Annotated in this window: 25 protein-coding genes and 1 tRNA gene; 13 read left to right on the top strand and 13 right to left on the bottom strand. The window is 39.4% G+C overall.

Translation table 11 applies throughout. The annotated features are described in order from the left end of the window. The first annotated feature begins 59 nt into the window (after nt 1-59). Entirely contained in the window at nt 60-1,712 is a 1,653-nt protein-coding gene (gene pafA, locus ACTIEV_RS13025) for an alkaline phosphatase PafA (protein WP_439516637.1), read from the top strand. 179 nt (nt 1,713-1,891) lie between these two features. On the opposite strand, the gene ACTIEV_RS13020 is transcribed toward pafA, so the two are convergent. The 9 genes from ACTIEV_RS13020 to ACTIEV_RS12980 form a co-directional block, all read right to left on the bottom strand. Then, a complete protein-coding gene (locus tag ACTIEV_RS13020; protein ID WP_439516636.1) occupies nt 1,892-3,130 on the bottom strand; it encodes a GAF domain-containing sensor histidine kinase in 1,239 nt (412 codons plus the stop codon). Between the two features lie 27 nt (nt 3,131-3,157). After that, complete coding sequence (locus tag ACTIEV_RS13015) at nt 3,158-3,481, bottom strand: antibiotic biosynthesis monooxygenase family protein (RefSeq protein ID WP_439516635.1); 324 nt, start codon at nt 3,479-3,481, stop codon at nt 3,158-3,160. Then, a complete protein-coding gene (locus tag ACTIEV_RS13010) occupies nt 3,478-3,837 on the bottom strand; it encodes a cupin domain-containing protein (RefSeq protein ID WP_439516634.1) in 360 nt (119 codons plus the stop codon). The genes ACTIEV_RS13015 and ACTIEV_RS13010 overlap by 4 nt, the downstream gene beginning before the upstream one ends. Then, the gene (gene coaE, locus ACTIEV_RS13005; RefSeq protein WP_439516633.1) at nt 3,830-4,432 is read right to left on the bottom strand and encodes a dephospho-CoA kinase; all 603 of its coding nucleotides are present in this window, start codon (nt 4,430-4,432) and stop codon (nt 3,830-3,832) included. The genes ACTIEV_RS13010 and coaE overlap by 8 nt, the downstream gene beginning before the upstream one ends. Nucleotides 4,433-4,492: 60 nt before the next feature. Further along, entirely contained in the window at nt 4,493-4,828 is a 336-nt protein-coding gene (yajC, locus tag ACTIEV_RS13000) for a preprotein translocase subunit YajC (RefSeq protein ID WP_250685541.1), read from the bottom strand. A gap of 27 nt (nt 4,829-4,855) precedes the next feature. Then, a complete protein-coding gene (locus tag ACTIEV_RS12995; RefSeq protein ID WP_439516632.1) occupies nt 4,856-5,299 on the bottom strand; it encodes a DUF1573 domain-containing protein in 444 nt (147 codons plus the stop codon). 7 nt (nt 5,300-5,306) lie between these two features. Next, nucleotides 5,307-6,230, bottom strand: a complete 924-nt coding sequence (nusB, locus tag ACTIEV_RS12990) for a transcription antitermination factor NusB (protein WP_439516631.1) — start codon at nt 6,228-6,230, stop codon at nt 5,307-5,309. A gap of 124 nt (nt 6,231-6,354) precedes the next feature. Then, a complete protein-coding gene (locus ACTIEV_RS12985; protein ID WP_439516630.1) occupies nt 6,355-6,822 on the bottom strand; it encodes a group I truncated hemoglobin in 468 nt (155 codons plus the stop codon). Nucleotides 6,823-6,857: 35 nt separating this feature from the next. Continuing rightward, on the bottom strand, nt 6,858-7,277 hold the full coding sequence (locus ACTIEV_RS12980) for a hypothetical protein (RefSeq protein ID WP_439516629.1): 420 nt from the start codon (nt 7,275-7,277) through the stop codon (nt 6,858-6,860). A gap of 265 nt (nt 7,278-7,542) precedes the next feature. On the opposite strand from ACTIEV_RS12980, the gene ACTIEV_RS12975 reads away from it, so the two are divergent. Then, nucleotides 7,543-7,824 (top strand): co-chaperone GroES, encoded by a 282-nt coding sequence (locus ACTIEV_RS12975; RefSeq protein WP_322196007.1) that lies wholly within the window; start codon nt 7,543-7,545, stop codon nt 7,822-7,824. Nucleotides 7,825-7,939: 115 nt separating this feature from the next. After that, nucleotides 7,940-9,574: a chaperonin GroEL gene (gene groL / locus ACTIEV_RS12970; protein ID WP_439516628.1), complete on the top strand. Its 1,635-nt coding sequence runs from the start codon at nt 7,940-7,942 to the stop codon at nt 9,572-9,574. Between the two features lie 58 nt (nt 9,575-9,632). Here the strand turns inward: groL and ACTIEV_RS12965 are convergent, their stop codons facing one another. The 3 genes from ACTIEV_RS12965 to ACTIEV_RS12955 are packed head-to-tail and all read right to left on the bottom strand — an operon-like array spanning nt 9,633 to nt 11,934. Then, complete coding sequence (locus ACTIEV_RS12965; RefSeq protein WP_439516627.1) at nt 9,633-10,319, bottom strand: lysoplasmalogenase family protein; 687 nt, start codon at nt 10,317-10,319, stop codon at nt 9,633-9,635. A 47-nt stretch (nt 10,320-10,366) separates the two neighbouring features. Then, a complete protein-coding gene (locus tag ACTIEV_RS12960) occupies nt 10,367-11,044 on the bottom strand; it encodes a lysoplasmalogenase (protein ID WP_439516626.1) in 678 nt (225 codons plus the stop codon). After that, nucleotides 11,041-11,934 (bottom strand): SDR family oxidoreductase, encoded by an 894-nt coding sequence (locus tag ACTIEV_RS12955; protein ID WP_439516625.1) that lies wholly within the window; start codon nt 11,932-11,934, stop codon nt 11,041-11,043. Before ACTIEV_RS12955 ends, ACTIEV_RS12960 begins: the two co-directional genes overlap by 4 nt. Before the next feature lie 149 nt (nt 11,935-12,083). Here ACTIEV_RS12955 and pfkA point away from each other — a divergent pair, with 149 nt between their 5' ends. The 5 genes from pfkA (at nt 12,084) to ACTIEV_RS12930 (ending at nt 19,326) form a co-directional block, all read left to right on the top strand. Beyond that, nucleotides 12,084-13,070, top strand: a complete 987-nt coding sequence (pfkA, locus tag ACTIEV_RS12950) for a 6-phosphofructokinase (protein WP_439516624.1) — start codon at nt 12,084-12,086, stop codon at nt 13,068-13,070. 59 nt (nt 13,071-13,129) lie between these two features. After that, a complete protein-coding gene (gene pyk / locus ACTIEV_RS12945; protein WP_439516623.1) occupies nt 13,130-14,620 on the top strand; it encodes a pyruvate kinase in 1,491 nt (496 codons plus the stop codon). Nucleotides 14,621-14,710: 90 nt separating this feature from the next. Beyond that, a complete protein-coding gene (locus ACTIEV_RS12940) occupies nt 14,711-16,561 on the top strand; it encodes a CocE/NonD family hydrolase (RefSeq protein ID WP_439516622.1) in 1,851 nt (616 codons plus the stop codon). A gap of 147 nt (nt 16,562-16,708) precedes the next feature. After that, on the top strand, nt 16,709-18,616 hold the full coding sequence (gene nagB / locus ACTIEV_RS12935) for a glucosamine-6-phosphate deaminase (RefSeq protein ID WP_439516621.1): 1,908 nt from the start codon (nt 16,709-16,711) through the stop codon (nt 18,614-18,616). Between the two features lie 59 nt (nt 18,617-18,675). Continuing rightward, on the top strand, nt 18,676-19,326 hold the full coding sequence (locus ACTIEV_RS12930; protein ID WP_439516620.1) for a phosphatase PAP2-related protein: 651 nt from the start codon (nt 18,676-18,678) through the stop codon (nt 19,324-19,326). Here ACTIEV_RS12930 and ACTIEV_RS12925 read toward each other — a convergent pair. After that, entirely contained in the window at nt 19,323-20,417 is a 1,095-nt protein-coding gene (locus tag ACTIEV_RS12925; RefSeq protein WP_439516619.1) for a BamA/TamA family outer membrane protein, read from the bottom strand. The genes ACTIEV_RS12930 and ACTIEV_RS12925 overlap by 4 nt on opposite strands. Before the next feature lie 147 nt (nt 20,418-20,564). Between ACTIEV_RS12925 and ACTIEV_RS12920 the strand changes: the two genes are divergently transcribed. The 5 genes from ACTIEV_RS12920 (at nt 20,565) to ACTIEV_RS12900 (ending at nt 23,367) form a co-directional block, all read left to right on the top strand. Beyond that, nucleotides 20,565-21,377 carry a phytanoyl-CoA dioxygenase family protein gene (locus ACTIEV_RS12920; RefSeq protein WP_439516618.1) on the top strand — a complete coding sequence of 271 codons (813 nt, stop codon included), beginning with the start codon at nt 20,565-20,567 and terminating at the stop codon, nt 21,375-21,377. Nucleotides 21,378-21,495: 118 nt separating this feature from the next. Beyond that, entirely contained in the window at nt 21,496-21,933 is a 438-nt protein-coding gene (gene tnpA, locus ACTIEV_RS12915; RefSeq protein ID WP_439516617.1) for an IS200/IS605 family transposase, read from the top strand. Between the two features lie 75 nt (nt 21,934-22,008). Further along, on the top strand, nt 22,009-22,788 hold the full coding sequence (locus ACTIEV_RS12910) for an SDR family NAD(P)-dependent oxidoreductase (protein WP_439516616.1): 780 nt from the start codon (nt 22,009-22,011) through the stop codon (nt 22,786-22,788). A gap of 193 nt (nt 22,789-22,981) precedes the next feature. After that, nucleotides 22,982-23,058, top strand: a tRNA-Arg gene (locus ACTIEV_RS12905). 60 nt (nt 23,059-23,118) lie between these two features. Beyond that, nucleotides 23,119-23,367, top strand: coding sequence for a GIY-YIG nuclease family protein (locus tag ACTIEV_RS12900; RefSeq protein ID WP_322196023.1), 249 nt, complete (start codon nt 23,119-23,121; stop codon nt 23,365-23,367). Nucleotides 23,368-23,454 lie beyond the last annotated feature (87 nt).

The raw sequence follows: 23,454 nt of genomic DNA, 5'->3' as shown, positions 1-23,454 counted from the left end.
AAGCGCATTTATTCACCATATCCTATCTTCACCCCAGCTTTACATCAAAAAAACTCAAAATGAAGAAGAATTTGTTATGGGCCTTCTGCCTGAACCTCCTGATTTTACAAGTTTTTTCTCAAAAAAGTCCAATACAAACTACCCCTCAAGGCGTTGCCAGACCGAAGTTGGTTGTTGGACTCATGGTTGACCAGATGCGTTGGGACTACCTCTACAGGTATCAAAACCGTTATGGTCAGGGAGGATTCAATCGTTTGTTGAATCAGGGTTTTAGTTGTGAGAATACTTTTATTCCCTATACGCCCACTGCTACCGGTTGTGGTCATGCCTGCGTATATTCTGGAACTGTTCCCGCCATCAATGGAATTACCGGTAATAATTGGTGGGATACCAAGTTGCAACGCAGTGTGTATTGTGCAGAAGATAAATCAGTAAAAACAGTGGGATCAGATAGTAGAGACGGAGAAATGAGTCCGAGAAATATGGTGACCAATACCGTGACTGATGAATTGAGATTGGCTACCAATTTCCGAAGTAAAGTCATTGGTATTTCAATTAAAGACCGAGGTGCAATTCTCCCGGCCGGACATTCAGCGAATGCTGCTTATTGGTATGATGAATCAAAAGGAATTTTTATCAGCAGTACCTATTACATGACCGATCTTCCACAATGGGTGAAGGATTTTAATGCAAGGAAATTACCTGATACTTATTACAGAGAAGGATGGAAAACATTGTATCCAATTGATACCTACAAACAAAGTAGTGCTGATGCAAAAGATTATGAGCGAACAGAAATAGGTTCAAAAAATAGTTTCCCCTATGATATGAGTGGCTTTATTGGTAAAGATTATTATAAACTACCGTTTCTTCCCCAGGCATCTACTTATACTTTTGAAATGGCGAAAGCTGCAGCTATACATGAACAGCTAGGAAAAAATAAAGAAACAGATTTTCTGGCAGTAAGTATTTCTTCTCCAGACTATGCCGGACACAGTTTTGGGCCTAACTCCATTGAAATTGAAGATACTTATCTGCGTTTGGATAAAGACATTGAACAATTTTTGAATTTTTTAGATGCTCAGGTAGGTAAAGGAAACTATTTGTTATTTCTGACTGCAGATCATGGTGCAGCACATGTTCCTGATTTTTTACAAGAAAATAATTTGCCTGGAGGTTCTATCCCATTAGGTAGTTTGGTAAGAAAAGTAAATGGTTTGGCAGAAAATAAATTTAAAATAAAAAATGCAATCATCAATTCCACTTATTACAATCTGGCTCTGAATCATAAGCAGATTGATTCTTTAGGAATTGATCAAGAAGAACTCAAATCATTTCTTATTCATGAACTTGAAAAAGAAGAAGGCATTTACAGGGTCATAGATAAGGAAGAATTAGGAGAATCCAATTTGCAAAAAACCATTCGGGAGAGGTTAATTAATGGATACTACCCCTATCGAAGTGCTGATTTACAAGTAATTCCTAAACCCAATTGGTTCAAAGGCAATCCCAAAGGAACTGATCATAGTGTGTGGAATCCATATGATGCACATATTCCATTACTCTGGTATGGATGGAATATCAAACCCGGCAAAAGTTATCAGGAAAGATACATGACAGATATTGCCGTAACACTGGCTGCAATGCTACATATTCAAATGCCAAATGGTGCGGTTGGAAAAGTGATAGAAGAAGTCATCAACAAAAAATAACCTTTCTAAGAAATTCAAGAACAAAGTTGCAAGAGACAAGACTATAGAAAGAGGCTGTATCAAAAGTCTTTTACAGCCTCTTTCTTTTACTATCGATCATGGACTATAAGCCATGAACCATACACTATCAAACGAATCTCAAGGCTTTTGAAATACCTTCTTCTTTGTATTGAGTAGTATCAGATGGAAACAGGAAGTGTAACACTGAAACTAGTACCTTTTCCATGTTCACTTTTCACATCTATGGATGCATGCATGGCTTCAGCAAACTCTTTAGCTAGCAATAAGCCCAAACCACTCCCCTTCTCTTTATTGGTACCTTCCCGGCTATGTCGTTTCGCAGGATTGAATAATTGTTGTTGAATTTCTATAGGCATCCCACATCCGGTATCGGACACTATGATGGACATGAGATCTTTATTTTCATTGGGTTGAATATGTATAGTAATGGTTCCTGCGCTGGTAAATTTATTCGCATTGCTAATGATATTGCGCAAAATAAATCGCAATGTATTTTCATCTGCCATTACATCCGCATCTATTGGTACCAGATTTTGGAACTGATTTTTTTTCAGTTGTACCATTGGAGAAAGATTCTTTATTAGTTTCTCCACTACGGAAGAAATGTTCACAGATGAAATAGATAGTTTGCCTTTCCTTAATAACATACTTCCCCAATCCACAAGGTTGGTCAGCATGTCTAAAGTGCCATCCAGTTGTTTATCCAGCATGTCAAATAACTGAACTGTTTCAGCCTCAGTTAAACTTTTGGCTTTGGTTAGTTCAATCATTGTTTTTAAAGATGTCACAGGTCCACGCACATCATGTGCAATGATGGATATAATTTTACTTTGAACAGATTTTGACTCTTCCAATTGCTGCTTTTGCTCTTCAATCAGTCTATTCCGAACTTCGGCTTCTTTATTTCTTAGCCTTAGTTCAAACAACTTGATCACCTGATTACCGAGTGTTTTCAAAGTCAATTCTTGCTCAGCTGTTAAACTACGTGGTACCCTATCAATGACGCATAAGGTTCCCAGCTTATATCCCGATGGACTTACTAAAGGGTATCCGGCATAAAAACGAATATTAGGATCTCCCAATACTAAAGGATTATCAATAAAGCGTTGGTCTTCCAATGCATCGTTCACGATCATAATCGCTTCTTCATCAACTATAGTATGTCCGCAGAAAGAAACATCACGATCTCCTTCTGTATTCTCAATACCTATTTTTGCTTTAAACCATTGTTTGTTAAAGTCTAGTAAAGTAATAGTAGAAATTGGTGTTTTACAAATAGCGGAAGCTAACTGAACAATCTGATCAAAATCTTCTTCATATTGTGTATACAAGACTTCATAACGTATCAGTTCCTGTAACCGTTCTTGTTCATTTACAGGGATGGGGGCTGCAATCATAATTTAGGGATTAGGGGGTTGAAAGACTTATGGATTTTGCTCATAGCCATAATCTCTCTCTACTTTGCAAATTCGTGTTTTATAGTACTTATACCAAATATCTCTTCCATTTTGTTGTGCGATGATATGTTCTGCATTGGCTTTCCAATTTCGGATATCATCCAAACTTTCCCAATATGAGATGGTAATGCCTAATCCATTACGTACAGACTCATAACCCAAACAACCTTTTTGAGCCAATGCTAGCTCAGCCATTCGCTGCGACATTGCTTCGTAGCCTTCTGTATGGGAAGTTAATTCATTGGTAAAAATAACGGCATAATAAGGGGGTGCTGGTGTAGCTGCTATCATAAGTGTTTCAAAGTATTTTTAGTAAACTCATTTACCACATTTCCAGTATTTAATGTAGACGCAGGCTCAAACAACATAACCCATACTTCTTCGTTGGCATTGGGTCTGTGTTCAACTCCTTTGGGAACAATCAAAAAATCGCCTTGCTTTAATTCAATATGGCGGTTACGAAATTCCATTACAAAGCTGCCTTTGACCACATAAAATAATTCATCCTCATGATCATGGTGATGCCAGGTAAAAGGTCCTTTGAATTTTACAAGCTTTACTTCTTGTCCATTCAAAGCCCCAACCACAGCCGGATTCCAGTATCCATCTACTTGGGCAAACTTTTCAATGACATTTACTTTATTCATGAGATGATAGTTTGGATTCTTCAATAAAATGATGATGCAATTGTAATACTTGCGGAATCAATAAATGTTGATCATCATTAATGATTACATAATCACATAAACGCATTTTTACTTCCTCTTGAATCTGCCTATTCATTCTGTTCAGTACTTCTTCTCGGCTGATACCGTCACGTTGCATCACACGGTTAATCCTGACATGTTGTGGCGCAAATACACCAATGATATAGTCCATTCCTTCAGCGGAACCTGACTCAAAAAATAAAGCGGCTTCTTTGATGGTATACGGACTCCCTTGTCGGGAAGCCCACTCATCTCCTGCCTTAATGGTTACTGGATGAATGATGGCATTTAATTTCTCCAATTGTGTAGGATCTTTAAATACAATATCAGCAATCCATTTTCGGTTCAGTTGTCCATTTTGATAAGACGCTTCCCCAAATAATTCCATCACTGCATTTTTCAAAGCGGCATCTGTTTGCATAATATTTTTGGCATAACTGTCTGCATCAAAGACCGGAATACCCAGTACTTTAAAAATATTTGACACAGTAGATTTACCACTGCCTATGCCACCTGTAACGCCAATCTTTAGCATAAAAAATAAGGCCCGGAACGATGGTTCCAGACCTTGAATTTAGTTGAATTTCAGTTGAAATTATTTTTTATCGGCGGCTTTATTCAAAGCGGCACTCCATTCCATACTAACGGAAGATTTTTCAATCTTTAAATAGCTGCCCGGACTTACTTCCAGTTGAATGGTTCCGTCTTCATTGATTTTATTGATCACACCGTGAATACCGGCGATAGTCACAATTTTATCGCCTTTTTGCATATTATCAACGAACTTCTTCTGCTCTTTTGCTTTTTTAGCTTGTGGACGAATCATGAATAACCAAAATACAAGAATGATGGCTCCCATCATGACCAATTGAACCATGCCTCCGCCCTGCTGTCCATTAGCGGCAAGTAATACTGAATTGAGATAAAACATTGCGATTTATTTAAGTGATAAAAGATATTAGTTGACTTTAACTTCCTTTACATTTCCTGTAAAGATAAGGTTGTGTTCGTTTCCATTAGAGGTATTCGTATGTACCACTACATTTTTATGAACATTACCTGCTGCAGAACGGTTGGTGTCAAACTCAGCCGTTACCTCTCCGGTTGCTCCCGGAGCCACTGCCTCCTTAGTATAACTCGGAACCGTACAACCGCAACCAGCCCTCACATTGGTAATAAACAAAGGTTTCTGACCGGTGTTCTTGAATTTAAATTGCAGTCTGATTTTTTCACCTTGTGTGATGGTACCAAAATTAACAACAGAATCCAACCATTGAATCGTTGTAAAGTTGGCCGTATCTGCCAGATGAGAATCTGCAGATGGAGTGGTTTTATCGGGTCCTGCACAAGATAAAAGCAAAATACAGGCAACAAAAAAGAACAGAAATGAAACTCTTTTCATAGCGATCCTATTTCTTGTAACTAATTTTTTGAATTTTACCACCCTCAGTTAACTCTTTATGAATATTATCTAAGATACCATTCACAAATTGTCCGCTTTGTTGTGTACTGTACTCTTTAGCCAAATCAATGTATTCGTTGATGGTGACTTTGGTAGGAATGGTTTCGAAATACAACAACTCGCAAACACCCATTCTCATTAATATCATATCCAGTTGTGCAATTCTTTCCGCATCCCAGTTTTTCAATTTGGGTTTGATAAGATCTGTAGCAATTTCTTTTTTCTCAATACTAGTGAGTAACAATGATTTGGCAAACTGCCATTTTTCCTGACTCACCATCTCTTGCATATTATAGCTGGATGGCTTTTGAAAATAATTCAACACCAATTGTTCCATCATCTCGGCATCATCATCCCAATTATTAAAATGCTCTTCCACATGACTGATAAAAGATTCATTGGGAAGCATTAGATGCGTAAATATAATCTTGATGATCTCTTTCTCTTTTGCCTTTTCTCTACCCTGAACACTAATGTATTCGTGGTATTGCGTTAATGCTGTTAATTCAGTATATGTTTTACGTACTAGATCTTGATCTAACAGTTTTGAGGGTGTGTGAATTTCAAGTGCTTTTTGAAAAGTAGCACTCTCAAGCATCGCCCATAATAACTCATTACCCGCAATCTTGGTATTGATATTTAGATCTGCTGAACTGGGCAGATTTTTAGAAGCTCCTTTTAAGGCATGCGTTTCCGCATAACGGGCTACTTCTGTAATAAAATAAAGCAGGTAAACAAACAGGGCTGTTGTTTGATCGAATTGCTTTTTGAGTTCGATCTCCGGTTTTTGTCTTGTTACACTCGTCTCTGCTGCTTCCATCATGTAAAGCAGTTGCATCACTTTCACACGAATATTTCTTCTACTGATCATCTGGTAAGAACTTGTTGGGAAACGGCAAAGATATTAATTAATAAGACCCGTTCAAAATGAAAAACCCATCCGGGAACGGACGGGTCTAACCTTGATACAACCTATGATGAATAACCCTGTCGGATTATGGCTCAACGATATCAGCCCTCATTGGTAATAAAGCACTACCAATAGTGTTGACATCCGCATCGCTTACATTGTTTTTCTTCAATGCTGCTACTAGATCATTTACCAATGCATTGAAGTGTACATCTTTAATACCTAATCCAACGTGAGCCGCTTTCATAGATAAACCGGTGTACTTTTCAGGTCCGCCTACCGCTTCCCCAATCTGATTTACCAGATGCATTTTGAGATCATCCACACGCTCTTGTGACTTAGCCGTGTTCGCAAAAAAGCCGTTAATGACATTATCAGCTACTACAATACCGATAAAATCATCTACTACTTTTTTGATACCGGCATTACTGCCCAATCGCTTGTACAGTTCACTTCCGGTATTAGCCGGAGGTGCATCATCTTTTTTACATGCAGTGAACAGCATGGCTGCACAGAGTGCAAGGGCCGACATACGTACGAGGCTCTTTTTCATTGCTATTTGATTTAATTGGTTAAAGATTTGAATGATTATTTGCGCACGTTTAGTGCATAAGTGATTTTACGAAATGCATTCAGGTTCACCGGACATTCTGCTCTGTTGCTGAGTGGTACCCTTTCACGGATAGAGGTATTGTATGCAGACATGATTTCTATCATACTGCTTCGATTGGTTTCACGCGGGTCAAAAGTGATGCAGAGGGTCTGACTATACCGGCTGATAACAGTAGAATATACCCCGTCCTGACCGGCAAGAAAACGATCCACAGCAGCAGAATCTTTTTCGGTAAAGTTTTCGGGTAGCGTCATCACCACAATTTGGGTGGGATTTTCCATGTACACTTTTTCTCCCAGACTTGGCTTATTCCAGTTCGCGTAGATAAAAAGGGTAGCAAAAAGCACCAGGCAAGTGATCAATAATCCTTTGGCTATTTTCTTGATCATTTTCATAATCTGACGATTTTATGACATTTACGGGAATGGGAAAGGATTGGATTGGGGGGAATCAGGATTTTTAAAAAATCCTTGGAGAATGAAAATTTGACACCGCTAACGGGAAACTTAGTGCATCTTTGCCGCCCGTTCTGACAGAGAAAGGCCTTCCAGCCATCAAAAACAAGCCAAAACTGAAATTTTGACCTGTTACCGACCGATGGCACACTTCTCGCTGACAGGGAAAAAGATTTTAAACCTTTTAAATTAAAACCAATAACGTATGGCTAAGAAACTCAACGTTACTCCTCTGCATGACAGAGTAATTGTTAAGCCGGCCGCTGCTGAAGAAAAAACTGCCGGCGGAATTATAATCCCTGACACCGCAAAAGAAAAACCACAACGTGGAACCATCGTTGCTGCCGGAAATGGTAAAAAAGATGAGCCTATGACTGTAAAAGTAGGCGATACGGTATTGTACGGTAAATATGCTGGTACAGAAATCCAGATTGAAGGTCAGGATTTGCTGATTATGCGCGAAAGCGATCTGTTGGCAATCGTGTAATAATTTGAAAATGTGCTAATGAAGCATTTTCTTGATTATCCACATTATAATTGTCAACCTAATTTTCAATCCGCCTCAGGTGGACCAAATTTTTAACCTTTCAAATTGAACAAACATGGCAAAACAAATATTCTTTGACATCGAAGCAAGAAATAAAATGAAGAAGGGTGTTGATACCCTGGCTAATGCAGTAAAAGTTACCCTCGGACCTAAAGGCCGTAACGTGGTAATTGAGAAAAAATTCGGTGCGCCTTCTGTAACAAAAGATGGTGTTACTGTAGCAAAAGAAATTGAACTGGAAGATGCTATTGAGAACATGGGTGCTCAAATGGTAAAAGAAGTAGCATCTAAAACTGCAGATATTGCAGGTGATGGTACGACTACCGCCACTGTTCTTGCACAAGCTATCATCAGTGAAGGTTTGAAAAACGTGGCTGCAGGTGCTAATCCAATGGACCTGAAGCGTGGTATTGATAAAGCGGTTGCAAAAGTAGTAGAAAACCTGAAATCACAATCTCAAGCTGTTGGTAACGATACCAAAAAGATTGAGCAAGTGGCAACTATTTCCGCAAATAGCGATAGCGAGATCGGAAAACTGATCGCTACTGCAATGGCTAAAGTAGGTAAAGAAGGTGTGATCACTGTTGAAGAAGCGAAAGGTACTGATACTACTGTAGATGTGGTAGAAGGTATGCAGTTCGATCGTGGTTATATCTCTCCATACTTTGTAACCAATAGCGAGAAAATGGAAGCTGAATTACAGAATCCATATATCCTGATCTACGACAAGAAGATCAGCGCTATGAAAGATATCCTGCACATCCTTGAAAAAGTGGCTCAGAGTGGTCGTCCATTGTTGATCATTGCTGAAGACCTCGAAGGTGAAGCACTGGCTACACTGGTTGTAAATAAATTACGCGGAACCCTGAAAGTGGCTGCTGTAAAAGCACCAGGTTTCGGTGATCGTAGAAAAGAAATGTTGACCGATATTGCTATCCTCACTGCAGGTACTGTAGTAAGCGAAGAGCAAGGTTTCAAACTGGAAAATGCTGATATCTCTTATTTAGGTCAGGCAGCTTCTGTAACCATTGATAAAGACAATACAACCATCGTTGGTGGCAAAGGTAAAAAAGCAGATATCGTTGCACGTGTGAATCAGATCAAAGCTCAGATTGAGAATACTACTTCTGATTACGATCGTGAAAAATTACAAGAGCGTTTGGCAAAACTAAGCGGTGGTGTAGCGGTATTGTATGTAGGTGCTGCTACTGAAGTTGAAATGAAAGAGAAGAAAGATCGCGTAGATGATGCATTACATGCTACCCGTGCTGCTGTGGAAGAAGGTATTGTTCCTGGTGGTGGTGTGGCTTATATCCGCGCAGTTGAATCATTAGAGAAACTGAAAGGCGCTAATGAAGATGAAGCAACTGGTATCCAAATCGTTAAGAGAGCTATTGAAGAGCCACTGCGTCAGATCGTAATCAATAGTGGTATTGAAGGATCTATAGTGGTTCAGAAGATCAAAGAAGGCAAAGGCGATTTTGGTTTCAATGCTCGTACTGAAGTTTATGAGAATCTCCTGAAAGCAGGTGTTATCGACCCAACAAAAGTGAGCCGTGTTGCATTGGAAAATGCAGCTTCAATTGCAGCGATGCTGTTGACCACAGAATGTGTGATCGCTGACAAGCCAAAGCCTGAAGCACCACATAGCCATGCAGGTGCACCTGATATGGGTGGTATGGGTTATTAATCAACTAGCGCGAAAGCGTAAGAATACAGATCCCCGTTCTATTTCGAGCGGGGATTTTTTATGATCGGATGTCTTTACTGACCAATGCCACTCCCCTTGCCAATAAATATTGAGCTGATCCATACGTCAACATCACAGCAACATATAAGTTGTGGTATAAAAAGTGAAAGCGATTCAATACTAAAATGGTATTCGATAGTATAAACACCAGTATCCCGATAAAGAAATACCATCCCGTTTTATGTAGTTGCGGATGTTGGGTGGTATTCATTGCTAAAGCAGCGGTAATCGCTACAAACACCATATAGATCAAAACAGGCAGTTGGAACTGTTTCAATTTCTCGCCTAGGAATCCGTACACAAAATAGCCGATTACACTGAGAACCAATACAACCAATAAAGGTCTCATCAATTGACGCAGGTATATCTTCTGTAATTGTAAAAAGAAGATACATAAGAAGAACAGATTCACGATATAAGAAATCATACCCGGTAAAAAGAGAAGATCATTGATGATGACAAGTAACATATCACCGATGAAAGCAAATAAGATAGCAACTAAGTAAAAAAAGTTAATACCCACCAATACATCTTCTTTCCTTCTGGTAAACAGATAGACCAATAATGACGGTATCAGTAATAACTTACTAATGCCTACAAATGGAAGATGTAAAACATGAAATAAGCAATGAATAAAAAGTATGACCCAGAATACCATTAGTATGTTTCTCCGTATCCACTCCATAAAACATGATTAAAGCTATAATAGCAATCTAATCCATTCTCATCAAATTATTCTGAGAACTCGGCTGTTTTTTGAAAACCTCTGGTAATAAAGAACTGTGCCAATCCATAAGTAAGCATCACCAATACCTCTATAACGATATGTTGCATCTTAAACATATTCACAGCGAGTAATGCATCACTGAGAACAAATAAAAGTGCTCCGGGTATAAAAGTATAAAGCGACAATGTCTGAATTTTTGCATTGGTACGTGTATGAATGGCTAATGACGCCATGAGGCTGATAAAGACCATATACATAAGTATCGGTAAAAAATAGCTTCCCAAATCATCTTTTAAGTAAAAGAATACCAATAACCCGAACAACAATAGCCCCAAAAGCGGAAATACAAAATAGGAACGGTCTTTAGGTGTTACCTGTTTGATCTTGAGGAATGTAAAACTGTAACAAACATGTGTCATGACAAATGCAATCATCCCCGAGAGGAAAAATGAAGCATCATCACCCAATAATAAAATATCTCCGATCCAAGAGAATAATAAAGCAATCAGGGGAAGATAACCCAGTACACGAAGCGATTGATTGATCAATAAATGAATCATGAGTAAGGGTACCAATATAATTTTGGTGGTATTCCTTATTTGCGTCATTTCTACTTGAATGCTAAGGCAATGCATTAGCAATACCAACAAAAAGATCACCAATAATATTTTCCTTTTACTCATGCTAAATCATTTTTAAAACTCAATTGAACCGCATCCTCAAATCGATGTGGGGCATAATTTAATTCACGAATAGCTTTATCAATGTATAACCCGGATCTTTTGGCCCTCCTGACGGGTTCCGGAAATGTATCCGATGTTACAGGTTCAATCAGGTCAACATTCAAATCTAAGACCTTTGCAACAGTTATCGCCATATCATAAGGCGATAAAATATCTTTTCCCGCTATATGATATATGCCTGTTTTTTTAAAGGTAAGCATAGTTGTAATAGCATCGCAAAGGTCTTGAACATAAGTAGGTGTTCTGAGTTGATCAGTTACTACTTTAATTCTTTCTCCATTCAACAGCTTTTCTTGTACCCACTGAATAAAAGAAGGTCTGCCCAAGGGAAACATAGAACCGTAAATAAATACAGGTCGAACAATCGAAGCTGCAAGCTCTGACTGAAGAATCAATTGCTCAGCCATTAATTTACTTTCTCCATAAAAATTCAACGGTGAAGCTGAGTCGTTTTCCCGATGAGGGCCATTCTCACCGAAAATAAAATCTGTTGATAAATGAATAAAGTGTACAGGGAAATGGCGACTGGCTTCTAATAGATAACGCGTTACCTCAACATTGTTTTTTAAGCAGTCTTCTCGATGTGTTTCACAAATATCCGGTTTGCTCATGGCCGCAGTATGAATCACCACATCCGGCGAAACTTGTTCAAATATCTTCAAAAGTGAACGAACGCTTGTTAGTTCAATGGGATGGTATACCAATTTATCCAATACAGGTAATCGGCTTTCTCCTCTTGCTAAAGCATGTACATCAAACCCTTTCTGAATAAGGGATACACAAAGATGCATACCCGTAAATCCATTGGCACCGGTGATCAGGATTTTCATGTGACAAGATTACTAAAATGTAATTAGATATACGGATGGACAATTAGCCTCAAATGCTTATTTTTGAGACTCTGTGTAATTGATACACAATTTGTATGTAATTGTCTGTCAATAACATCTAACGCTAAACGTCGAAGTGCTAAAACAAAATGGCTGAAAAAAAAGTAACCAAGATCGGTGTTCTAACTTCAGGGGGTGATTCTCCGGGTATGAATGCTGCAATAAGAGCTGTTGTAAGAACGGGTATCTATCATGGCTTGGAAGTATATGGTATCATGAGAGGGTATAGTGGCATGATTGAAGATGATATTTTCAAAATGGACTCACGCTCTGTCGCCAATATCATTCAGCGTGGTGGAACCATTCTCAAGACTGCCAGAAGTAAGGAATTCTTTGAAAAAGAAGGTCGCCAAAAAGCCTATGAGAACTTGAAAAAAAGAGGGATCGATGGGTTGGTGATCATTGGGGGGGATGGCAGCTTTAGAGGTGCGCAGAAATTCAGCAATGAATTTGATATCCCTTGCATTGGTTTACCCGGCACTATCGATAAAGATATTGCCGGCAGTGATTTTACCATTGGTTTCGATACGGCTGTCAATACCGCCGTTGAAGCCATCGATAAGATTCGCGACACTGCTGATGCACATGACCGTCTTTTTATTGTGGAAGTAATGGGTAGAGATGCCGGGTATATTGCTCTGCATAGTGGTATTGCCACTGGTGCCGAAAATATTCTGATTCCTGAGACCAAAACTGATATCAACGAATTGATCGCTTCTTTATCTGAAAAAGAGAAAAGAAAAAAACTTGTAAACCTGATCGTTGTTGCAGAAGGCGATGATTTTGGAGGAGGTAATGAAGTGGCAGCTGTGATTAAGGAGCGACTTCCCAATGCAGATACCCGTGTTTGTATTTTGGGACATATTCAACGAGGCGGCTCTCCTACTTGCTTAGACAGATTGATAGCCAGTAGAATGGGCTATCATGCTGTTGAAAGTTTAATGTTGGGTCGCTACAATGTGATGGTGGGTATTTTGAATAATAAAATGAATTATATACCACTCGACAACGCAATCAAAGCAAAGCAAAAAATATCCGAAGACTGGTTGAAGATCGTTAAGATCCTCGCCAGTTAACAAGTGACCCTATACTTGCGGATGTGTACAGATCTTAAACTCAAAACACACTCAAACAGATGTCAAAGAACCTCGACAAGTACCTCCACAAAAACATGGACAAAGAAGCTGGTCTCGCCCACGTGAACCACAAGACCAAAATCGTGGCAACTGTTGGTCCGGCCTGCGATAGCTACGAACAGTTATTAGAACTGGTCAAAGCTGGCGTCAATGTTTTTCGTCTCAATTTCTCTCATGGTAGTCATGAAGACAAACAAAGAATCATTGAACATATTCGTAACATCAATAAAACCCAGCCTTACAATATCTCTATTTTAGGTGACTTGCAAGGTCCAAAACTCCGTGTAGGTGAAATAGAGAATAATGCACTCGAAGTGAAAGTGGGTGATGTTCTCACTTTTACCAATGAGAAATGTATTGGGAACCTAGAAAAAATTTACGTTTCATATCCCAATCTTGCAGGTGATGTTACTGTTGGAAACATCATTTTGATTGATGATGGTAAATTGGAAGTAAAGGTTGTGAATATTGAAAAAAATGGAGATGTAAAAGTGGTGGTGACTTTAGGCGGTATTCTCTCTTCTAAAAAAGGAATCAACCTGCCTGATACCAAGATATCATTACCGGCATTGACAGAAAAAGATCTGATTGATCTTGACTTCATCATCGAACAACAACTAGACTGGGTAGCGTTGAGCTTTGTACGTAGTGTAAAAGATATTGTAATCCTGAGAAGTAAGTTAACAGAGAAGAAAAGCAAGACCAAGATCATTGCCAAGATCGAAAAACCGGAAGCCTTGGTCAATATTCGTGATATTATCATTGAAAGTGATGGCATCATGGTGGCACGTGGTGATTTGGGTGTAGAACTTCCGGTTGAACAAATTCCATTGATCCAGAAAGAATTGATCCGTAAGTGTATACACCGTGCAAAACCGGTGATTGTAGCTACGCAGATGATGGAAAGTATGATTGAAAGGGTAAAACCGAACAGAAGTGAGATCACCGATGTGGCGAATGCCGTTTTGGAAGGTGCAGATGCGGTGATGCTCAGTGGTGAAACGGCAGCAGGTAATCACCCGGCATTGGTGGTAGAGACCATGCGTAAAATTATTCTGGAAGTAGAGAAAAAAGAATACCGTTACAATCGTTCAGAAGACTTAAAACCGCAACCACACTCTCCATCATTTCACAGTGATGCGATCTGCTATAACGCATGTAAAATATCAGAAGATGTATCCGCCCAAGCATTGGTAGGTATGACTCAAAGTGGTTATACTGCATTTATGCTCAGCAGTTATCGACCCTCTTCCCCACTGTATATCTTCACTAAGGAAAAATCATTGGTGAATCAGTTAAGTCTGAGTTGGGGTGTTCGTGCATTTTATTATGCAGAAGAAGATAGCTTAGATGATATCATCTTTGACCAGATCAATATTTTGAAAGAAAGAGGATTTTTACGACCTGGAGATGTGATCGTGAATACAGGAAGTACGCCTGTAGAGCAGCATCTTCCAACCAATATCATTAAGTTGACCAAAGTGGTATAAGCCTATTGCAAATCATTTTATTTACATTGAAAAGATTCCTCAACGGGAATCTTTTTTTATATTGTATGTTATAAAATATTCACTTCTGCTATGAAGAAAATAATCATACTATTATTGATATGGATCCCTGTTGTAGGCTTTGCACAACAAAACGATTCTACATGGATCGTGAACAACTATACCAAAAAGGAAATCTATATCACCATGCGTGATGGTATTAAATTGTTCACCACCGTTTATATGCCCAAAGATGTTTCAGAAAAACATCCGATTCTGTTAACGAGAACACCTTACTCCTGTGCCCCTTATGGAGAAGATAAATTTTCAGCATTCTGGAATAGTCCAAGGACTTATTTCATGAAGGAAAATTACATCTATGTACAACAAGATGTAAGAGGAAGATGGATGAGTGAGGGTGTATTCGAAGATGTGCGTCCATTCAATCCCAATAAAAAAGGTACTGAAACAGATGAAGCCAGTGATACCTACGATACCATTGATTGGCTGGTAAAAAATCTGCAAAACAACAATGGCAATGTAGGTGTATTTGGGATCTCCTATCCGGGTTTCTATTCCACCATGGCAGCCCTGAGCAATCATCCTGCACTGAAAGCTGTTAGTCCGCAAGCTCCCGTTACCGAATGGTTTCTGGGTGATGATTTTCACCACAATGGTGCTTTTATGTTGATGGATGGATTTGCCTTTTATTCAGGATTTGGTAAACCCAGACCCAAACCCACTACTGTTGGGGCAAAGGGGTTTGATTTTCCCACCAAAGACAATTATGGATTTTATTTAAAAACAGGTGCACTCACCAATTTCACCAAATTGATGGGCGACAGTATCAAATTCTGGAAAGACCTGATGAGTCATCCGAATTATGATGCCTGGTGGAAAGCCAGGGATGCACGTGCAAATGTGAAACTCATTTCGCCGAATATCGCCACGTTGGTGGTGGGAGGATTATACGACGCGGAAGACTGTTATGGTGCATGGAATCTGTATAAAGCGATTGAGAAGAAAACCAATAATAACAATAAAATTGTGATGGGTCCTTGGTACCATGGTCAATGGGCAAGATCAGACGGCTCTTTTTTAGGGAATGTTCAATGGGGAACGAATACAACGGAATGGTATGGTAAAAATGTTGAGCTTCCATTCTTTAATTATTATTTGAAACAAAAAGGAAGCATCAATCAACTACAAGAGGCTACCATTTTTTTCAGCGGTGCTAATGAGTGGAAACAATTACCTAAATGGCCTGTAGATGAAGTTAAATATGAAAGTTATGCCTTACGCAAAGGAGGGCATTTATCGAAAATTGTTCCTTTGATTGCTCCATTAAGTAGTTGGGAAGAATATATCAGTGATCCTGCAAAGCCTGTTCCTTATACAGAAGATATTCACTTTGGCAGGACACGCGAATACATGACAGATGATCAGCGCTTTGCAGCACGAAGACCCGATGTATTGGTGTTTCAAACAGAACCCCTCGAAAATGATCTCACACTCGCCGGTCCGATAACAGCAGATCTGATGGTGGCTATTACTGGTACCGATGCGGATTTTGTGGTAAAACTCATTGACGTGTTTCCCGACAATTTCACTTATGAAAAAGACAATGGATATGTCATGAATGGATACCAAATGCTGGTCCGGGGAGAAGTCATGCGCGGTAAATTCAGGAACAGTTTTGAAAAACCGGAACCATTTGTTCCCAATAAACCCACCCGGGTAAAATATGAATTGCCGGACGTGGCACACACATTTAAAAAAGGACATCGTCTGATGATTCAGGTGCAAAGCAGTTGGTTCCCTTTGGTGGATCGAAATCCACAACAATTCATGGACATTTACCAGACCAAGGATAATGATTTTAAAAAGGCAACCATACGTCTCTATCATAACGATTCAAAAATCATTTTACCCATTTTAAAATAATTAGGAATCATTGATTACTCATCAGAAAAGCTCCAATAATTGCATAAAATGGCTCAAAATGAGCTCATAACTAAATAATAATGCGAAAATTATGCAGGTTTTTGCGTTTTTAGAATTATCGGTGTATTTTCGTATAACTCAAATTTTATGTCAGCCATGGTTGATTCTTTTGAAAAGATACCTGTCAAAATCCACACTAGTTCGAAGGAAGGCTCTAAGTATGTAGCTTCAGAAATTGCCCGACTGATTCGTGAAAAACAGCAAGCCGGACAGAAATGTGTATTAGGACTAGCGACCGGGTCTACTCCTATTAGCCTCTATGCCGAACTGGTAAGGATGCACAGGCAAGAGGGTTTGAGTTTTGCGAATGTGGTCACATTCAATTTGGATGAATATTATCCAATTGAAAAAGATGCATTTCAAAGTTATTGGAGTTTCATGCACAGACATCTGTTTAGTCATGTTGATATTGCTCCGGAGAATATTCACCTGCCGAATGGACTTTGGCCAAAAGAAGAGATCAAAAAACATTGTGCTGAGTATGATCAAATGATTGAAGATGCAGGTGGAATTGATCTGCAAATTCTGGGTATCGGTAACAATGGACATATTGGTTTCAATGAACCCGGATCCAGTATTTTTTCAAAAACAAGATTGGTCAATTTGGATAATAGTACTCGTATCGCCAATGCATATGAGTTTCAGAATATTTCAAAAGTGCCTCGACTAGCAGTCACCATGGGTATTAGCACCATCCTCAAAGCAAAAAGAATTTTGTTGATGGGATGGGGTATGAAAGGAAAGATCATTGCACGCTCTGTGGAAGGCGATGTTACAGAACAAGTGCCGGCAAGTATCCTGCAACAGCATCCGGATTGCACTTTCGTCATCGATGAAGCTGCCTCTACAGAGTTAACCAGAATTAGGTCTCCATGGCTTACCGGTGAATGTGAATGGACACCTAAAATGATCAAAAGAGCGGTGATTCATCTGGCGTTGAAACTCAATAAATCTGTACTCAGTCTCACAGAGCATGATTACAATGAAAATGGTTTATCTGATCTCATTGTTGAGAAAGGAGAAGCTTATGAAGTAAATCTGCAGGTGTTTTACATGTTACGTGATAGCTTAACTGGATGGCCAGGTGGAAAAGCCAATGCTGTGATTCCTGCTCATCCGGAAAGAAGTACACCTTATCCCAAAAAATGTTTGATCTTCTCTCCTCACCCAGACGATGATATCATCAGCATGGGTGGAACATTTATGCGTTTGCATGATCAGGGGCATGAGGTACATGTAGCTTATCAAACCAGTGGGAATATTGCTGTAGCGGATGAGTTTGTTACTCGTTTTATCGATTTTGCTGTTGGATTTGAAGACATGTTTGGTATTGATAACCAAAAAAGTCAGGATATTCTGCAGGCCGCAAGAAGTTTTATTGCATCCAAACAAAAGAACCAACGAGATACTGCTGAAATACGTGCTATTAAAGGGTTGATTCGTCGTTGTGAAGCCAAAGCCACCTGCCGATATGTTGGCTTAACAGATGACCGTTGTCATTTTATGAACCTGCCTTTTTATGAAACAGGTACTGTAGAAAAGAATCCAATGGGTGAAGCAGATATTGAAATCACAATGGAGCTCCTCAAAAAAATTCAGCCACAACAAATCTATTGTGCGGGTGATCTTGCGGATCCACATGGTACCCATAAAGTTTGTCTGGATATCATTTTTGAAAGTCTACGAAGATTAAAAGAAGACGGAGAGCCTTGGATCAAAGATTGTTGGGTATGGTTATACAAAGGTGCTTGGCAGGAATGGGATATTGCAGAAATTGAAATGGCCATACCTATGAGCCCAGATCAGGTTATGAAAAAGAGATTTGGCATTTTCATTCATCAATCGCAGAAAGATATGGTTCCCTTCCAGGGCAGTGATAGTCGTGAATTCTGGCAAAGAGCAGAAGACCGGAATGCCAATACTGCCAATTTATATGCAGCTTTAGGAATGACCAAATATGCAGCGATGGAAGCTTTCGTACGCTGGCATTACTAAGCTTACCGCTGAAAGAAAAGTACGGCATAAATCCATTGCATTGCTTTTATATTTGCGGCATGCAGAAGGAAATAACAGGCTTTACGGGTGTAATCTCCGAATGGCAGGATATTTTTTCTACGAATAAAACATTTCGCAGAAAAATCATCAGCACTGTGGTGATTCTGATCGTCGTTGTTCTGTCACTTCCCTCTTTTTTTGCTTATATCGAAGAGAGAAAAGGTGCATACTTGCATGATCTCATTTTACAGCATATCCCAGCATCGGATGTTTCTTTATTGACTTTCCTGATTATTTGGTCGGTGAGCGGTTTAGTAATTGTACGATGTATCCAAAGACCATCTTTTGCCTTATTAATGTTGATGTCATTTACCCTGCTTTGTTTGGCGAGAATGGTGAGTATTACGATGGTACCGTTGGATCCTCCTGACGGACTCATTAAACTCAATGATCCGCTGACGAGTTTGGTGTACGGAGGAAAAGACAAATTCATTACGAAAGATCTTTTCTTCTCAGGTCATACTTCAAATATGTTCCTCATGTTTTTGTGTCTAGAAAAAAGACCGGATAAAATATTCGCTTTGATAGCCGCTGTATTAGTAGCTGTATTGGTACTCATCCAGCATGTACATTATACTGTTGATGTATTGTTTGCATTCATATTCACCTACATCATTTTCAAGATCGGTAAACTAACAGCCACACACTAAAAAGCTTCGCCCAATTGGAAATAAAGACCTCTGTTGGTGCCTTTGCCCAATCCATAATCGATTCGAAGATTTAGCTTTTCAGATTTATTGAGGGCATACCTTACACCACCCCCTATTGAATATTTAAGGTTACGAAGATTCAGTCCGTCTATTCGATGGGCCACATTTCCAAAACCCGCAAAAGCAACCAATCCAAAACGTTTATAAATCTCTTTGCGGTATTCCCCTTGTACAGCGTATTGTTGATTGTCCCGAAATCGCCCGTTATAATAACCGCGCATAATATTATCGCCGCCAAAAGCAGCCTGACTTCTCAATGGAACCTGAGCGCCAATATTTCCAAAGAACCAGGCCTGTGCTGCGAATACTGCATGTTTGCCTGCAGGGATGTATTTTCTAAGATCAGCAACCAGATTTGTAAAACTGTATTGTGATGCAGTAACCGAACTAAAATGATTAAAATACAATTGAGCAAATAAACCCTTCTCCGGCCAGAAAGCATGATTTCTGGAATCATAAGTCAAACTAAGTCCCAAGCCTGAAACATGATAGTTGGTTCGTCCATACACATTTTGCTGATCAAATAAACCACCGGCTTGATACCGGATGTCCCACACTCGTTGATATTCATATAAAAAACCGCCAAAAAGATTTGGTGCTATTTTTTTCATGAAATGCAGATAGAAATATGCTTGTTTAAATTCATAATCTTCTTCGTCGATATCTTTTGTATTCTTTCCAATACCCCAGAATTTATCCGGAAATGAGCTAAAGGAGATTTGCTCATTTAAAATCCAGTCTTCATTTCGCAGGTATTGTGTACCTTTCACAGAAGCCACCAACTGTTTCCGAAGTGAATAAATAGCCCCTAATTGAATGCTAGAGGTACGGGAAAGGGTATCGTCTTTGTAAGGGCGAAAAGTATAGGAAGCTGCTCCGCCTGCTGCCCAACTGGTTTCTATGGAGCGAGTCATAGCCGGAAATGCCACAAACTTGTTCTTTTTTGCTTTACTACTATCCTGTGCCTCTAATGTGGAAAAACAAGCGAGAACCATTAAAACAATGGCTAAGAACCTGATAATTTGTGTCATATAAATGCAAAATAAGCCGTTGAACCCTTATATGTCAAAATCTAGCAGTAATTTGCTTATTTTTGTTTGTTTACAAGTGTAATGATTTTACAATATTGTAATAAATAATTAACATTACAGACACATATAAAACTGAACCGGATCAGAATGAAAAAATGGGAAAGTCATTTTAAGCTTGGCGATACGGTAACCCCCGAGCAACTGGATTTTTTTGATGAGCATGGCGTAATCGTGTTCCGTAATTTTCTGGACAAGGAAAAGGTAACCAATTATATCAGCGAATTACAGCGACTAGAGAAACAGTGGTTGGATGAGAAAAAGGATAAGATCAATGGTATCCCGCTTAAATTCGGAAAAGATGAAAATGGCAATTTAACCATTCAGCGTCTCTGCTTTAGCTCATTATATAGTGACCCTCTCCATGCATTACTCAGTGACGATCGCTTGAAAGCACTAACGGCTTTTTTACATCCCTATGAAGGACGTATTGCTGAGAATGAGAAAGACGGTCTGGTAATCAACAATTATATCAATACCCCTAATAGTACTTTTACCCAAATGGGCTGGCATACAGATAGTCCTCGCGACCTCTTTATGGGACAAAAGATCATGCCGATGTTAAATGTGGGCATTCACTTAGACACTTGCTTGTTTGAAAATGGAGGTTTACGTGTATTACCCGGAACGCATAAACAAGGCATGTTTAAACTGCTTTTTGGAAAAAAATATTTTATCGATAACAATGATGATCCTCGTGAAGTAGGTTTTGATATTTTCTCAGGTGATCTTTCTGTTCATGATGGTCGTTTATGGCATCGCGTAAAGCAATCTCCTAAATTTGGAGAAGAAAGTCGCAGACGAGTGATGTATGTACCGATTGTAACCGGTAAGTACAAGCCTAAAGATGCAAACAGTAAAACACCTTTCTATCATCGTTTTACCGGGAAAGTACATCACTAATTGATTAGAAGATATATCTTTAAAAGGTCAACTCGGGTTGACCTTTTTTATTATGGATATTAAAACCACCGCCATGGGCGGTGGTCAGGGTTAAATGCGCTAGCTAGTATATTTGTGTATGCCAAAGTACCGGAAGCTGTCGCACACGTTTTATCACTGCACGTACCATATAGTATGGACGCCGAAATATCGATTTAAGGTATTGCGAGATATGGTAGCAGATGCAGTTGAGGATCGGATCAGGGCGATATGTGAATGGAAAGAAGTAGAGATTATGGAATTAAGTATCCAGCCAGATCATGTACATCTTGTGTGTAGTATACCACCGAAGATGAGTGTGTCAGAATTTATGGGGATATTAAAAGGGAAGACAGCAATCATGTTATTCAAGAGTTATACGAGTTTGCGCAAGAAGCCATACTGGGGCAATCACTTTTGGTCAAGAGGATATTTTGTGAGTACAGTAGGGTTAGATGAAGAGAAGATAAGAAGTTATGTGAAGTATCAAGAAGGGGAAGACCGTAAGGAAGACGGAACACAAGATCTTTTGTTTTAGTATACCCCGGTAAGGGGTTGTATTCAAATTAATACCCCCACCTTTGGTGGGGGTTATTTACTCAATTCAGGGAACATGAAATACGCATTGATTACAGGTGCCAGTAAGGGAATTGGCCGAGCCATTGCACAGGAATTAGCCGCACGTGGCGTTCATGTATTATTGGTAGCTAGAGACCGCTTTTTATTGGAGGAATTAGCTGCTGAGTTATCAGCAAGACATAAAATTGATGCCCGCTATTTTGCATTGGATCTAGCGGGTGCAGATGCGATTACACAACTCTATCATTGGATTTCAGAACAGCAAATACAAATTCATATCCTTGTAAACAATGCCGGATATGGATTGAGTGGTCCTTTTGAATCCTATACAGCAGCGGAACATGAGGAAATGATGCGGGTGAATATGAACGTACCGGTTGCATTAACATCGGTTCTTTTACCTCAATTAAAACTAAATCACCCTTCCTATATACTCAATATTGTGAGTTCTGCAGCGTATCAATCGGTACCCGGACTCAGCACCTATGCAGCCAGCAAAGCATTTATGTTGAGTTTTAGTCGCGGATTGCGTTATGAACTAAGAAAACAAGGGGTTTCGGTAACGGCGGTTAGTCCGGGTTCTACTGATACCGGCTTCGCAGCAAGGGCGAAAGTTGGACAAAAAGGGCTAAAAGCAGCAGAAAAAGTGAATATGACCCCTGAAGCGGTTGCCGGAATTGCAGTGAATGCGATGTATGGTAAAAAAGCAGAAGTGATCACCGGTTTTATCAATCAATTGGGTGCTTTTCTGGTATGGCTTTTGCCGAAAAAATTAGCTGAAAAAACTGCAGCAGGGATTTATGAATTAGATTGATTTTTGGAAAAAAGCGGTTGTGCTTTTTGAAAATAATCAGACAAGGCTTATATTTGCACCCCGTTAAGGGAATGGTGTGCATGAGTAGCTTAATCCGCCTTGTGCGGAAGCATCTGACACCGAATGTTTTTAAATAGGTTTCATAGCTCAATCCGCCTCAGGCGGAAGCATCTGACACCGAATATTTTAAATAGGCTGCGTAGCTCAACTGAATAGAGCATCTGACTACGGATCAGAAGGTTTTAGGTTTGAATCCTAACGCGGTCACCAGAAAGAAAGGGTTAACTAAATAGTTAACTCTTTTTTTATGCCCCTACTACAATAAAAACTATGTATTATACTTACGTCTTACAATCACAACAGAAGAATATCTTGTACAAAGGTTCAACTTCGAATCTTGAGTTAAGAATTATTCAACATAATGATGGACTCGTGGCATTTACTAAAAAATACAGACCATGGATTCTTGTATACCATGAAAGCTTTCCAACCAGAACTGAGGCAATGGCTAGAGAGAAATTTTTTAAATCTGGTAAGGGACGTGAATGGCTAAAACAAATCATTGATAAATCTGCATAGCTCAATCCGCCTTAGGCGGAAGCATCTGACTACGGATCAGAAGGTTTTAGGTTTTCCGCCGCGGCGGATAACGCGGTCACCAGAAAG

The sequence above is a fragment of the Sediminibacterium sp. genome (assembly GCF_051861365.1).
Taxonomy (GTDB): Bacteria; Bacteroidota; Bacteroidia; order Chitinophagales; family Chitinophagaceae; genus Sediminibacterium.
The sequence above is the reverse complement of the archived record's forward strand: the minus strand, read 5'-3'. Positions and strand labels throughout refer to the sequence as shown.

Coding starts and splice junctions, on each gene's coding strand:
- coaE (WP_439516633.1), bottom strand. CDS start 4,432: ATGCTAAAGATTGGCGTTACAGGTGGCATAGGCAGTGGTAAATCTACT.
- ACTIEV_RS12975 (WP_322196007.1), top strand. CDS start 7,543: ATGGCTAAGAAACTCAACGTTACTCCTCTGCATGACAGAGTAATTGTT.
- nagB (WP_439516621.1), top strand. CDS start 16,709: ATGTCAGCCATGGTTGATTCTTTTGAAAAGATACCTGTCAAAATCCAC.
- yajC (WP_250685541.1), bottom strand. CDS start 4,828: ATGTTTTATCTCAATTCAGTATTACTTGCCGCTAATGGACAGCAGGGC.
- pafA (WP_439516637.1), top strand. CDS start 60: ATGAAGAAGAATTTGTTATGGGCCTTCTGCCTGAACCTCCTGATTTTA.
- ACTIEV_RS12980 (WP_439516629.1), bottom strand. CDS start 7,277: ATGAAAATGATCAAGAAAATAGCCAAAGGATTATTGATCACTTGCCTG.
- ACTIEV_RS12940 (WP_439516622.1), top strand. CDS start 14,711: ATGAAGAAAATAATCATACTATTATTGATATGGATCCCTGTTGTAGGC.
- ACTIEV_RS12965 (WP_439516627.1), bottom strand. CDS start 10,319: ATGGAGTGGATACGGAGAAACATACTAATGGTATTCTGGGTCATACTT.
- ACTIEV_RS12910 (WP_439516616.1), top strand. CDS start 22,009: ATGAAATACGCATTGATTACAGGTGCCAGTAAGGGAATTGGCCGAGCC.
- ACTIEV_RS13020 (WP_439516636.1), bottom strand. CDS start 3,130: ATGATTGCAGCCCCCATCCCTGTAAATGAACAAGAACGGTTACAGGAA.
- ACTIEV_RS13010 (WP_439516634.1), bottom strand. CDS start 3,837: ATGAATAAAGTAAATGTCATTGAAAAGTTTGCCCAAGTAGATGGATAC.
- nusB (WP_439516631.1), bottom strand. CDS start 6,230: ATGATCAGTAGAAGAAATATTCGTGTGAAAGTGATGCAACTGCTTTAC.
- pyk (WP_439516623.1), top strand. CDS start 13,130: ATGTCAAAGAACCTCGACAAGTACCTCCACAAAAACATGGACAAAGAA.
- tnpA (WP_439516617.1), top strand. CDS start 21,496: ATGCCAAAGTACCGGAAGCTGTCGCACACGTTTTATCACTGCACGTAC.
- ACTIEV_RS12955 (WP_439516625.1), bottom strand. CDS start 11,934: ATGAAAATCCTGATCACCGGTGCCAATGGATTTACGGGTATGCATCTT.
- ACTIEV_RS12930 (WP_439516620.1), top strand. CDS start 18,676: ATGCAGAAGGAAATAACAGGCTTTACGGGTGTAATCTCCGAATGGCAG.
- pfkA (WP_439516624.1), top strand. CDS start 12,084: ATGGCTGAAAAAAAAGTAACCAAGATCGGTGTTCTAACTTCAGGGGGT.
- ACTIEV_RS12920 (WP_439516618.1), top strand. CDS start 20,565: ATGAAAAAATGGGAAAGTCATTTTAAGCTTGGCGATACGGTAACCCCC.
- ACTIEV_RS12995 (WP_439516632.1), bottom strand. CDS start 5,299: ATGAAAAGAGTTTCATTTCTGTTCTTTTTTGTTGCCTGTATTTTGCTT.
- ACTIEV_RS12960 (WP_439516626.1), bottom strand. CDS start 11,044: ATGAGTAAAAGGAAAATATTATTGGTGATCTTTTTGTTGGTATTGCTA.
- ACTIEV_RS12900 (WP_322196023.1), top strand. CDS start 23,119: ATGTATTATACTTACGTCTTACAATCACAACAGAAGAATATCTTGTAC.
- ACTIEV_RS12985 (WP_439516630.1), bottom strand. CDS start 6,822: ATGAAAAAGAGCCTCGTACGTATGTCGGCCCTTGCACTCTGTGCAGCC.
- groL (WP_439516628.1), top strand. CDS start 7,940: ATGGCAAAACAAATATTCTTTGACATCGAAGCAAGAAATAAAATGAAG.
- ACTIEV_RS12925 (WP_439516619.1), bottom strand. CDS start 20,417: ATGACACAAATTATCAGGTTCTTAGCCATTGTTTTAATGGTTCTCGCT.
- ACTIEV_RS13015 (WP_439516635.1), bottom strand. CDS start 3,481: ATGATAGCAGCTACACCAGCACCCCCTTATTATGCCGTTATTTTTACC.